Below are 12094 nucleotides of genomic sequence, written 5' to 3'. Positions count from 1 at the left end.
ATGTGAAACTTGCTGACAAGTATAAAGCATATCAGATTCTTTCGGATAATTGGGATGTGGTTTCTACAGATTTGGAAATGATTCAGTCAGAAGGGTTTGAGGTTATAAACCAAGTAGAACCTAATATGGTTGCAAAAAAGAAAGAAGCTAATGATGACGAAATTCCAGAAGTACAAGATGGATGGAGGGGTCATATACTGCCTTTTGATTTAGTTCAGAGAGAAATTCTTACTGAAGATTTAGAAGAACTTAAGACAATTGAAAAAAGATTAACTGAAATCTGAAGGGGTTGTGTTTAGAAGTGCTATATTAGGATCGTTAAAAAATGTTTTACCAAAGAGTCAGGCAATATTTATAGCTGCAATGATATTTGGTATAGCCCATTTTTATGGAGCCCCCAGTGGAATTGTAGGTGTTGTAATGAGTGTTCTTCTTGGATGGTATTTGTCTAGAAGTATGTATGAAACAAAAGGTTTTGCTTCATCATGGATTATACACTTTATGCAGGATGTCGTTATTTTTTCTACTATATTCTTGCTGGGTAATTTTTATTAATGCGACCTATGAGTAAAAATAATGTAATATCAGGCTTAAGAATGTGTAACACTCTTCCCATTGGTAAAAATGATACAAAAGTGCTACATAAGAAAATATAATAGGAGGATTAAAGATGAATGAAAAGATGGTAAACAAGTACAAAGAAATTATTCGTGATGGACAAGGGACGTTAGTGATTATAGCGATAAATATAATTATATTTATCGCTATAAATATAATTCCTAGCCTTGGAGCGAAATTATTGTTGAATCATGAGATATCTTTGATACTAGAAAAACCTTGGACATTAGTTACTGTGTTTTTCTCACATCAAGTACTCATTCACATAATTTTAAATATGGGTTTATTTTTCTATTTTGGTTCAAGAGTAGAAAAGATTACAAACGCAAAAACAGTAGTAATGGTCTATTTGATAGCAGGGCTGATGGGTAGTCTGGCATTTCCACTTACCGGATTAGTAATTGAGCGACCAGGGCTTATAGCGGGGGCTTCTGCAGCCGTTATGGGAGTAGTCTCTGCATTCGCAGTTATGCGCCCTAGTACAGTAATACTAAAATCGAAGGCTATGTGGTGGGTATTAGCTTTGATTATCTTTAGTGTATTTTCTGCAATTGTAATTCCTCAATCATTAGATAGTGGTGTTGCTCATCTCACAGGAATTTTTGTGGGACTAATTTCTGGATATTGTATTAAAAACAAAGGAAATATAAAATCTAAATGACAGCGAGATATGCTGGCTACAATTTTATAGAAGCGAAGAAAGTTGATATGTTCCCTTGAACGTCGCTTTTCGTAAAAAACTCGAAAAACCGATTGATTTGTTCCCGCATAAGTCGGGTAAAAAATTACCCGTTGACATCAATGCTATCAAATCGAGCCACGTGGAGAGTGTTACGTTATTAACTAAATAATTATAATCATAAGACCCCTGAAAACGTCATCTACGTTTTCAGGGGTCTTATAATTTGTGTTAATTAGAATATGTTCTGTCCAATTATTCATTGTTATTGGTAATATTTAAGTTATAATATAATAGTATAGACTATTATAAAACAGAGGTTTAGAAACTGGAAAGCATTATATAAATAACAAAGTTTAAAAAGAGGTTAAATAACAATATGACAAGTAAAGTGTTTGACGAATTAAGAACTCAAATGAACTGTGGCTGGACTGGAACTATTCCAGATTTTTAACACTTTATTATGATAGTTTAGAAGAAGTACTCATGAATTGTGTTTATGGATCAACTGATTTAGAAAATATGGAGGAGGAAGATTGTAAAGTGTTTTCTCAACAGAAGGCCCTGAAAGATAGTATCGAAAAGTTGAGTATATATTTTAAATTATATATAGTACAATGATTATACTGAAAACAAATGAAGCCTAAAGTCAGTAGAGGAACTATAATCTACCAAAATAATGGAGGTTAATTATGAATAAATATATTATTACAACTGAAAGTGGTTCAGATCTATCTAAAGAAATAATCGGTCGCTATAATATACAAGTCATTCCGATGCATGTAACAATGGGAGATCAAACGTATTCTGATGGTAGTTTTGATGTTCAGAAAGCTTTTGATTATTATGAGAAAACAGAAAATCTACCTAAAACATCAGGTACTTCTCCACAAGATAATGCCGAAGTTTTCAAGCAAGTTTTTGCTGAACATCCAGATGCATATATCATCCACATCGGATATTCTGCAGTAACAACAGTTTCCTTCAATGCAGCAAACATTGCAGCTCAAGATTTTAAAAACGTCTACCTTGTAGATTCCAAGCATGTATCTATCGGAGCAGCGGCTGTTGTTAAAGCGACAGCTCAATTCATTGAAGATAATCCTAATACAAGTCCTGAAGCAATTATTGCTTTTGTCGAAGATATTAGAGAACGCACCCGCATGGTTTTTCTGCCTAAAACACTGCAATATTTAAAAGCTGGCGGCCGCGTCTCAAATCTGGCTTTTCACGGGGCAAATTTGTTGAAGATTCAGCCATCAATTAAATTAGAAAACGGGTACTTGGTCTCTGGAGCGAAATACCGTGGATCTTTTGATAACTGCTTAAAAAAGATGGTTAATAATTTTTTCAAAAACTATAACATTGACCCTGATAGCGTTCTAATAGTAGGTGCTCCGGGTGTTGAAGACAGTCAGAAAGAGATGGTTTTCGATCTGCTGAGAGAAAACGGTATTCAAAAAGCCAGCTGGATGAAGGCGGGTGCTGTGATTTCCAGTCATGGCGGTCCTGGAGCAATTGGCATCGCAGGGATTGAAAAAATTACTGATTAAAGTGTAAGATTAGGGATAAAGTTAAAGAATAAGCAAGACATTCTATAAAAAGAGCTATGCTCTAGAAGTGTCCTTTTCTGCAGTTTTTGACCGTGCAACCAGTTGGCTGAAAACGATGAGTGACTAAAATTTTTACTTATATCATTTTTAATTTAGATTCTTAGTTTAGTTAGCTAATACCTTTTTCTATAGAATAAAATACCACTAAGCTCCACACTAAAAAAGCAGTGTTTTTTAGTGTGGATTCTTTTTATAGTGGTGTTACAGAAAAGAAGTTCCGATATCTGATTTATTTAGGTTATGGGAGCTAAAGTGTATCCGCTAAAATAAATCAGTACTTAAAGTAACTAAAAATGATTGATTTGTTGTAAAAGGAGTTTCATACTATGAAAATAAATAGAAAAAGTGTATTCTTGATTCTTACTATCACACTATCAGCTTTAGGGATGAGTGTAATAGACGGATTTGTTCAATTGCCCTATCTGTACAAATCAATTGTGAAAATCTTTCTGTTCTCATTTGTTCCTATGGGGTACTTTCTTAGGTATAAAGATCAATATAGTCGTTTAAAAAAACTGTTTATTCCTAGAAAGTCAGATTTTATATTTGCATTTTTACTGGGTGTTGGAGTTTACTCTATTATCTTACTTGCGTATATTTTTTTAAAAGACCATATTGATTTATCTTCAATTCGTGAGTCTTTAACTGACAATATTGGTGTCACTGAACATAATTTTGTATATGTTGCCATTTATATCTCTCTAGTTAATTCTTTGCTGGAAGAATTTTTCTTTCGTGGTTTCGCTTTTTTAATTTTGAAGGAAAACACTAGTCGCCTCTTTGCCTATGTATTCAGTTCTTTATTGTTTGCGTTATATCATGTAGGTATGACAAGTGGATGGTTCCATTGGAGTATTTATTTGTTAGCCATGACGGGCCTGTTCGCTGGGGGCTGTATCTTTAATTATTTAAATGAAAAGTCTGAGAATATATATCCATCGTGGCTTGTACATATGTTTGCTAATTTTGCAATTAACACCGTTGGGTTTATCTTATTTGGTTTAATTTAAGGACTCCTATCGCCAATAGAAACGATAAGGAAGAAGGTGTATAAGAATGAAAAAATTCAGTATGTTATGTCTGTTTTTAGTGATTCTAGTTTCTGGATGTGCTGATACTGATGAAGCACCTGTTACAACTGACCCGGACATCACTTCAACTGAACAGGAAAATGATGGGCAGGAAGAACCGGAAGGGCCGGAAGAGCGAGAAGAACAGGAAGAACAAGAGCAGGAAGAAATCATTGACGAACCGGAAATAGTTGCTGAAAACCTCGAGATACCCTGGTCGATTGAAAAAGAGGGAGATACTTTCTTCTTGACAGAGAGACCTGGATATATCACACGAATTGAAAATGGAGAAACTGTCAGGCAAGATGTGGAGCTGGAAATGGACGTTTCTTCTGTTCCGGAAGCAGGCTTATTAGGATTTGTACTCGATCCGGAATTTTCGCAAAACAACCTGGCATATGCGTATTACACCTATGAAGACAGCAATGGACCTCTGAACCGTATCATTACTTTGACTTTAAACGAAGACGTTTGGCAGGAGGACAGCGTACTGCTTGATGAAATCCCTAGTGGAAGGGTTCATCATGGCGGCCGACTAAAGATTGGACCTGATGACATGCTCTACGCAACGACGGGTGATGCGGCTGTACCTGATCTTGCACAGGATCCTGATTCATTAAATGGGAAAATTTTAAGAATGAACCGTGATGGCTCGATCCCGGATGACAATCCCTTTGCCGATTCCTATGTATACAGCTATGGACACCGAAACCCTCAGGGGCTTACCTGGTCGTCTGATGGCAAAATGTATTCAAGTGAGCACGGTAGTACAGCAAATGACGAAGTCAACCTGATTGAAGCCGGTCAGAATTACGGCTGGCCGATCATTGAAGGAGAAGAGGAACAAGAGGGTATGATCTCGCCTCTCTTCACCTCTGGAGATTCAGAGACATGGGCCCCATCTGGAATGGCCTATTACGATGGCAGAATTTATGTCGCGGGATTAAGAGGCGGTGCTGTATTTGAATTTGACCTTGAAACCGGCGAGCAGGGAGAAGAAGTAACTGGATTCGGCCGGATCAGGGATGTGCTGATAGAAGATGATATGCTTTATTTCATCAGCAATAATACAGACGGACGGGGTGACCCAGAAGAAAATGACGACAAACTGTATCGGTTCTCCATTCAGGATTAAATGACGATGTAGGGTGCTTGACAGACCGGTCGGTAATATTAAAAAAGACAGCGTCGATTAATCGACGCTGTCTTTTTTAATATGTTTCACTCAATACGATTCAGAGATAGAATCCTAATACACCTGATATTATTCCAATAACGGCTCCAGCTATAACATCTCGTGGAAAATGAACGCCACCGATAACACGTATAAAAGCTAATAAAATGCCGGCAAGGATCAAAACTATGCCTAAAGGCTGAGAAATGAAATAGAGTGTCGAGGCAACGACAAAGACAGAGAAAACATGTCTGCTGGGAAATGATTTTCCTTTCGTATCTTTTTTAATTGTAGGCTTCGTATCATTTACTTCATATGGGCGTGGTGCGTTCACGAAATTTCTGAAAATACTCACTAAGATAAAGGATATGGCAGGCGCGAGAAAAACCCTCCAAACTCTTTCATCACGAGTTAAAATAAGCGCAACAAGGACAAATGGATAAATGGTATAGACAGAAATCGTAATCATACGATTTAACAGGTTGATCACTTTTGGATTCATTCACTTACACTCCTAGTCAATAGATAGAATTACTTATATATTAACATATACTGGGATATAATATTATGTTAGTACAGGCAGAACAATATAAAGACAGGATTCTCAAGATAGAAGGATTTGTTGAATCTCACCAGAGATACTTTTTAGAAGAAGAGATGCACAATAAAAGATCCAGTCACTTATAATGACTGGATCTTCAATAATAAACTAAATTTCAAAATCTAGGGGACCATTCTCGGTTACTTCAAACGGACCGGGCGTGAGATCTGCCTCTGGTCTCTTTATCCCGAAAAGTCGGACTCAAAACGATATGGGGTACTGTCGGGCTGCTCATGCTTCATATCCGCGTGATGGGTCTTGCCTAGAAAATCAGTAGTGATTACAGCTGGAGAAGCTTCGGCAAATAATTTGGGTTCATCGATATGAACATGAACCTTGCCTTGCTCAGGATCAAACTCCACTTTGATGCCTTTATGGTCATCGACTTTCGCATTAGGTTCATGGCTACCCGGAACCGCGCTGTTAAGATATAGATTTCCGTCCATGCCACTGGGAGGACGGCTTTTCCTTTAAAGATAGCATCTCCAAGCGTCTTAAGTTCTTTTTTGCTGTACTCCCTTTTACATCAGGATGATCGTTGTAGCCACCCAGTCCCACAGGATGCAGATAGCAGATCGCATCGTCCGGAACACCGTCCATGACTGCCTTTCCGCCTTCTTCAGTCTCGTCTCTGGGTTTAAGCGGAAGATGCTCAAAGAAGGTTATCGGGACAGGTTCTTTATGTGTATCATCGTCTCCCAGGAAAATATTGTTATAGTATCTGTCATCGCCGCCCGTTATATTGGAGTAGCCTGCCATGGCTGTCTCGTGGGGGAAGTGGTAAGGTGTCGTACGGCGGATCTCAGATTGAACCACAAATTGACCTGCAAATAAATTATGGACAAATGCACCCCCTTTGTTAAATGATAATTTTCGTAATCTTGATGAACGGTTTCCAACAGTAATAGTGGAAACTGGTGAGAAAGTATTTTTTTAGAAGAAGATTTGAGAGATCTCCCTGAAGAATATACTTATTAAGGTGAAAACAAAAAGGTCAGCGAGTTTATAGATGAAACCGGCACAACAGGAATGCTGATTACTCAAAACGATCGCATTCTGTACGAAGAGTATTTTAATGGATATACAGATACAAATCGAATGATCAACTGGTCTGTCTCCAAATCGGTGATATCTGCCTTGATCGGAATTGCTGTAGAAGATGGCGATATCAGTACTGTATATGATTTAGTGACAGATTACGTACCCAGTTTATCGGCAAGCGGATATTGTGATGTGATCATCAAAGATGTGCTACAAATGTCTACAGGAATTGAGTTTAATGAAGATTATTTTGATTCAGATTCAGATGTCAATCGAATGGGCGCTCGCTCAATAGGCTTAGGCGGATCCTTGGAGAATTTAGTGCTTTCTTTTGAGAGAGTAAGAGATCCAGGAACCTATAATCAGTATGCAAGTGCTAATACCCAAGTTTTAGGTATGGTGTTGAGCGAAGCCACAGGAATAGATGTTTTTGAATATACACAGGAAAAGCTGTGGAAACCAGCAGGCATGGAAAATGACGCACATTGGCTCGTCGACAGTTCTGGAGTCGAATCGGCCTTTGGAGGGTTTAACGCCACTTTAAGAGACTTGGCACGCTTTGGAATAATATACGTGAATAATGGTTTCGTGATGGATCGGCAAGTCATTCCAGCTAAATGGATCGAAGCTTCCATCAGCACGGATGCAGCACATTTGATGCCGGGAGAAAATCCGAATTCAGAAAGCGTTTTAGGCTATGGTTATCAGTGGTGGATACCGGAGGGTCCGGAAAATGACTTTTTAGCAATGGGAATATATGGGCAGGCGCTCTATATAAATTTGGATCATGATATCGTGATCGTCAGGACCTCTGCTTATACAGACTATGAGATGGATGGAGAGTAAATGGAGGCAGAAAGTATTGAATTTTTCAGGTGTTTGGCTGTTAAAATGGGAATGTGATCAATATAGAAGCACTATTCCCTCTGTACATACGAAGACGATCGTGTTGCTTACAAAAAATGAGACAATGTAATATTTCAGACTGGTATGAGAATAATATGCATGTCTTGAAACAAAAAACTCTAAAGAGAGACATGTAAATATGTCCGTTTAGAGTTTTTTTGTTTTGAAAACATCTTCAAAGTTCAGCTTCCAGTTATTTTACTTCAACAATCTCAACTGGACCGTGATCGTCACAATGCTCTCCGTGTACGTGATGGAGGCGACCGTCGACTAAATAATCAACGTGATTACTGTGTTGAACTACTTCATGCCCGCAGTCATCATCGTGACTACAAAGGCATTTCATCGGACGACAATCATCTGGGTTGGTTTCAGTCACTTCGAGGGTACATTCGTCCCAATGTCCTTTGTGCTCGTGGTGCAGGTGTCCATTATGAACGTAGTCGATGTGATCCTTATGCTTGATCTTAGTGTGTCCACAATCTAAGCTGTGCTCATGCGTGTGGTTTTTATGAATATCGTGTTCCTCAGTCATTTACAACTCCTCCTGTACTTAAATGATTAACCGAATGACGTAAAGATAAAAAGAGAATAGTGTGAATCTTCTACAGCTGATAAAAAAGCAGAAGATAACCTATGTATTTATGATATACCTAGAATTCGCAGGTGTAAAATCAAACGCACAAAATCACTCAAATGATTATGTTGACTGATTGGAGCTGGAACTGACTTCAAGTATAATTATGGCACTGAAGGATTGTCACAGTAAGCGCTCTGTCTGTCAGGAGGAGTACTAGTATCCAAGTTGTTTATTGAGTTGTTAAAATAATTACTGTTTGATAAACTATGCAAATAAGATCAGTTTAATTATATGATGTAATCAATAGATTTTTTCTATTAGTTTTTACTATGTGAGATTAAATTAAACGATTCTATATAAAGTTCAGTCAAAAATAATCGTTCTATTACTTATATAATGTTAGTATGAAAAGAGTAGTCAAAGTAAAAGATATAAAGGAGAAAATACAGTGAGATTAATTTCATGGAATATTGATTCATTAAATGCAACATTAACGAGCGATTCAGCACGAGCGGTCATGTCTAGAGAAGTAATGAATAATATAGTCGAGCAGGATCCGGAAGTTATTGCGATTCAGGAAACCAAACTGCCTCGAACCGGGCCAACAAAAAAACATGAGGGAATATTAAACGATTTGTTTCCTGATTATGAGTATGTCTGGTGTATTTCTGAAGAACCTGCAAGAAAAAGTTATGCGGGTACGATGTTTCTATATAAGAATCATTTAAAGCCAAGTATAACCTATCCGAAAATTGATGCTCCGGATACAATGGATGTAGAAGGGCGTATGATTACGCTGGAATTTGGCGATTTTTATGTGTCGCAAGTATATACACCCAATGCCGGTTCAGGATTAGTTCGACTAGAAGAGCGTCAACAATGGGATGAAAAGTATGCAGAATACTTAAGCAGTTTGGATGAGAAGAAGCCAGTTATTGCTACAGGGGACTTTAATGTCGCCCATAAAGAAATCGATATAGCCCATCCAGACAGAAATCATCTGTCAGCTGGTTTTACAGACGAAGAGCGTGAAGGATTTACGCAACTTTTGAATAAAGGATTTACAGATACTTTCCGGTATGTCAACGGCGATGTGACCGGGCAATATTCCTGGTGGAACCAGCGTGCCAAAACAAGTAAGGTCAATAATTCAGGTTGGAGGATCGACTATTGGCTGGTAAGCGACAGGCTGGCTGATAAAGTAAAAAAATCAGACATGCTAGATTCGGGAGAACGACAAGACCATACCCCTTTAGTGCTTGATATAGATATAGATTAGATGTAATACTACAAAAAAAGCTAATGATCCCCTGGAAGTAACTCATTAAGTTATTTCAGGGGATCATTTTTCGATTTATAATAAAAATGTGAAGTAACACTCAATGAAATATAAAACAAAATAGAAAAAGGGTTGACTTCTCTCTCTTTTATTGGAATAATTAGACATAACAAAAGAACCTTTAACATCAGTCCCGTGAGACTGAGAAGGAACGTAATAATATAGAGTAGGTCTATCTATATCCTTTTTCTCATACACGGAGAAAGGGTATTTTTTATTTGTTATGAATCAAGTTTGTGAATAACTGTTTAAATAGAACAGTTTCAAAGTGGTAATTATTCAGATATACATCCTTGTATATCCTGATAATCATGATACTGTTGCCTAATAAATCGAATTACTAGCACCTTTAAGCAAGTCCTGTGAGGCATGCAAGGTTATATAGGGATATGTGCGCTTTATTTTCTGCACGTCTACCTCTTTGCAGCTTTGCAAAGGGGTTTTTTATGTCTAAAAAATAATAAAGGCACACTCAACAAAGTTGATATGAGCAGCTTTATAAAGTGCCATTTTTAGTTGTAGTTACTGTAAAAATACTGGAGGATATTGTTAATGAAACTTATAGAGACAAAGATAAAGTCAATTACCGTAATTGCAAAAGATACTGTCAAACTTGATATTCACGTAGATCAAGATCTTCTTGAAACGATTAGACCCGGACAGTTTGTCTATATTCAAATCGGATCCTCAAGTGAGCATATGCTCAGACGTCCGATTTCTATTGCTGATTTAGATAAGGAAGGAAATCAGTTAACACTTATTTACAAAGAACTTGGAGAAGGAACACGAAAGCTGAGTCGACTAAGAAAAGATGATTCACTTAATATGCTCATTCCGTGCGGTAACGGGTATAGAATCGATCAGCTGGAGATGACTCAGGCTCTCTTAGTAGGTGGAGGTATTGGTGTGCCACCTCTCTACTATTTAGCAAAAAAACTGATAGAAAAAGGGGTTAATGTCACTACAATCATAGGATTTCAGTCAAAAGAAGATGTCTTTTATGAAGAGCAGTTCCAACGTCTTGGGAAGTGCTATGTGACAACAAATGATGGCAGTTATGGGCATCAAGGCTATGTGACAGATATAATTGAACAGGAGCAGCCTCAATTCGACTATTATTTTGCCTGTGGGCCCAACCCCATGTTAAAGGCGATTGAGATAAAACTTAAAGATGAAAAAGGATTTCTGTCACTGGAGGAAAGAATGGGATGTGGAATTGGCGCCTGCTATGCCTGTGTAGTTCCGACAAAAGACGAGAAAAGTAATAAGAAAATCTGTCAGGACGGACCCGTATTCCATTCAGGCGAGGTGAAAATATAATGTCTCTAGCAATTGAGTTACCAGGATTGAAATTGAAAAATCCCATCATGCCTGCATCAGGATGTTTTAGTTTTGGCCGTGAATTTAGTCAGTTCTATGATCTGAGTGATCTTGGCGCCATTATGATCAAAGCTGCAACGGAACATAAGCGGTTAGGAAATCAGACACCACGTGTAGCAGAAACAAAATCAGGTATGCTGAATGCTATCGGACTGCAGAATCCAGGTGTCCATAAAATAATTGAAAATGAACTACCCTTTCTCAAAACATTCGATCTTCCTGTCATTGCCAATATTGCCGGCAGTACGATTGAGGAATACGAAAATGTAGCCAAAGCTTTCCAACAAACTGATCTTATTGATGCAATAGAGTTGAATATCTCCTGCCCAAATGTTAAAGAGGGAGGTGTACAGTTCGGTACAATACCGGAAGTCGCCTATGAAGTCACAAGACGTGTAAAGAAGCATTCTAATGTTCCCGTTTATGTGAAATTGTCACCGAACGCAGCAGATATTGTCAGTATAGCAAAAGCGGTAGAGAGTGCAGGTGCCGATGGGTTGACGATGATCAATACTCTGACTGGGATGAAAATCGATCTCGATAAACGGCGTCCACTGTTGAGTAATAAGGTAGGTGGACTTTCAGGACCAGCTATCAAGCCTGTGGCTATCCGCATGATTTATGATGTATACAAAGCTGTTGGTATTCCTATCATTGGGATGGGCGGCATATTGACGCCCGAAGATGTTCTGGAGTTTTTAATGGCTGGTGCCAGTGCAGTTGCTGTGGGTACGGCGAACTTTCAGAATCCGATGATATGCAAAGAATTGATTGAGCAACTGCCGGCTACTTTGAAAAAGTATGGATTTGAAAACGTAAAAGAAGCAATCGGGAGTGGACACAGCGTATAGACTTATCTGTTTTCACCAGTTAAAAGTAGACGGAGAATAAATAATTGTTAATCAGATCCTTAGAAAGAGTACCCATACATGAGTGTTAAGATTATTAAGAAAATCATATAATTGCGAACCATGGAAAGCTGGGAAATGCATGGGAATGACAATGTAAAATTGTTGTTTCCCTGCATTTTTTAATATACTCTTGTTCTACCATGAAATGGAGCTCAATGAATTGATTTTTGACAGAAGTCAGT

At 38.0% G+C, this 12094-nt stretch carries 13 protein-coding genes and 1 pseudogene; 10 read left to right on the top strand and 4 right to left on the bottom strand.

Annotation, left to right across the window (positions count from 1 at the left end):
* Nucleotides 1-2 precede the first annotated feature (2 nt).
* The 6 genes from AX762_RS13185 (at nucleotide 3) to AX762_RS09395 (ending at nucleotide 5115) form a co-directional block, all read left to right on the top strand.
* On the top strand, nucleotides 3-284 hold the full coding sequence (locus tag AX762_RS13185; RefSeq protein ID WP_256244687.1) for a hypothetical protein: 282 nt from the start codon (nucleotides 3-5) through the stop codon (nucleotides 282-284).
* Between the two features lie 7 nt (nucleotides 285-291).
* A complete protein-coding gene (locus tag AX762_RS09415; RefSeq protein WP_071848883.1) occupies nucleotides 292-555 on the top strand; it encodes a CPBP family intramembrane glutamic endopeptidase in 264 nt (87 codons plus the stop codon).
* A 115-nt stretch (nucleotides 556-670) separates the two neighbouring features.
* Nucleotides 671-1279 (top strand): rhomboid family intramembrane serine protease, encoded by a 609-nt coding sequence (locus AX762_RS09410; RefSeq protein WP_071848882.1) that lies wholly within the window; start codon nucleotides 671-673, stop codon nucleotides 1277-1279.
* A gap of 710 nt (nucleotides 1280-1989) precedes the next feature.
* A complete protein-coding gene (locus tag AX762_RS09405) occupies nucleotides 1990-2850 on the top strand; it encodes a DegV family protein (protein WP_071848881.1) in 861 nt (286 codons plus the stop codon).
* Nucleotides 2851-3236: 386 nt separating this feature from the next.
* Nucleotides 3237-3920 (top strand): CPBP family intramembrane glutamic endopeptidase, encoded by a 684-nt coding sequence (locus AX762_RS09400; RefSeq protein WP_071848880.1) that lies wholly within the window; start codon nucleotides 3237-3239, stop codon nucleotides 3918-3920.
* 46 nt (nucleotides 3921-3966) lie between these two features.
* Nucleotides 3967-5115 (top strand): sorbosone dehydrogenase family protein, encoded by a 1149-nt coding sequence (locus AX762_RS09395; protein WP_071848879.1) that lies wholly within the window; start codon nucleotides 3967-3969, stop codon nucleotides 5113-5115.
* A gap of 100 nt (nucleotides 5116-5215) precedes the next feature.
* Here the strand turns inward: AX762_RS09395 and AX762_RS09390 are convergent, their stop codons facing one another.
* The 3 genes from AX762_RS09390 to AX762_RS09380 all read right to left on the bottom strand — a co-directional run bounded on the left by AX762_RS09390 (nucleotide 5216) and on the right by AX762_RS09380 (nucleotide 6571).
* The gene (locus AX762_RS09390) at nucleotides 5216-5656 is read right to left on the bottom strand and encodes a phosphatase PAP2 family protein (RefSeq protein WP_071848878.1); all 441 of its coding nucleotides are present in this window, start codon (nucleotides 5654-5656) and stop codon (nucleotides 5216-5218) included.
* Nucleotides 5657-5937: 281 nt separating this feature from the next.
* Entirely contained in the window at nucleotides 5938-6201 is a 264-nt protein-coding gene (locus tag AX762_RS09385) for a hypothetical protein (protein ID WP_071848877.1), read from the bottom strand.
* Entirely contained in the window at nucleotides 6179-6571 is a 393-nt protein-coding gene (locus AX762_RS09380; RefSeq protein WP_071848876.1) for a hypothetical protein, read from the bottom strand. Before AX762_RS09380 ends, AX762_RS09385 begins: the two co-directional genes overlap by 23 nt.
* A 186-nt stretch (nucleotides 6572-6757) precedes the next feature.
* Here AX762_RS09380 and AX762_RS09375 point away from each other — a divergent pair.
* Nucleotides 6758-7642, top strand: a pseudogene (locus AX762_RS09375) (serine hydrolase domain-containing protein); the annotation flags it as partial.
* Between the two features lie 253 nt (nucleotides 7643-7895).
* Here the strand turns inward: AX762_RS09375 and AX762_RS09370 are convergent.
* Nucleotides 7896-8237: a hypothetical protein gene (locus AX762_RS09370; protein ID WP_071848874.1), complete on the bottom strand. Its 342-nt coding sequence runs from the start codon at nucleotides 8235-8237 to the stop codon at nucleotides 7896-7898.
* Nucleotides 8238-8730: 493 nt separating this feature from the next.
* Between AX762_RS09370 and AX762_RS09365 the strand changes: the two genes are divergently transcribed.
* The 3 genes from AX762_RS09365 (at nucleotide 8731) to AX762_RS09355 (ending at nucleotide 11852) form a co-directional block, all read left to right on the top strand.
* Entirely contained in the window at nucleotides 8731-9561 is an 831-nt protein-coding gene (locus tag AX762_RS09365; RefSeq protein ID WP_071848873.1) for an exodeoxyribonuclease III, read from the top strand.
* Between the two features lie 612 nt (nucleotides 9562-10173).
* A complete protein-coding gene (locus AX762_RS09360) occupies nucleotides 10174-10941 on the top strand; it encodes a dihydroorotate dehydrogenase electron transfer subunit (RefSeq protein WP_143139342.1) in 768 nt (255 codons plus the stop codon).
* Nucleotides 10941-11852 (top strand): dihydroorotate dehydrogenase, encoded by a 912-nt coding sequence (locus tag AX762_RS09355; RefSeq protein WP_071848872.1) that lies wholly within the window; start codon nucleotides 10941-10943, stop codon nucleotides 11850-11852. Before AX762_RS09360 ends, AX762_RS09355 begins: the two co-directional genes overlap by 1 nt.
* Nucleotides 11853-12094 lie beyond the last annotated feature (242 nt).

Origin of the sequence: Alkalibacterium sp. 20, from assembly GCF_001885615.1 — a bacterium.
In the GTDB taxonomy this organism is placed as follows: Bacteria; Bacillota; Bacilli; order Lactobacillales; family Carnobacteriaceae_A; genus Alkalibacterium.
The sequence above is the reverse complement of the archived record's forward strand: the minus strand, read 5'-3'. Positions and strand labels throughout refer to the sequence as shown.